Annotated in this window: 1 pseudogene; it reads right to left on the reverse strand. The window is 81.6% G+C overall.

What is annotated here, in order from left to right:
- Positions 1-206, reverse strand: a pseudogene (locus GTW08_RS17755) (2-succinyl-5-enolpyruvyl-6-hydroxy-3-cyclohexene-1-carboxylic-acid synthase); the annotation flags it as partial.

Here is a 206-nt window from a genome sequence, read left to right on the forward strand (position 1 = left end):
GAGCAGCGCGGCGACGCCCCGGTGCAGGGTGGGCCTGCCGAGCACGACGACCTGGGTGGGGCGCAGCTCCGGCCGGTCGAGCAGCCACGGCCCGGTGCGCAGCGCGTGCGCCCACCAGCACGACGACGGCTCCGCGACCAGTGGGGCCCCGCCGAGCAGGCCGGGGTCCGCGGCGGGCCCGCCCGCCCCGGCGACGACGAGCGTGC

Source organism: Pseudonocardia sp. SID8383 (assembly GCF_009864975.1).
In the GTDB taxonomy this organism is placed as follows: domain Bacteria; phylum Actinomycetota; class Actinomycetes; order Mycobacteriales; family Pseudonocardiaceae; genus Pseudonocardia; species Pseudonocardia alni.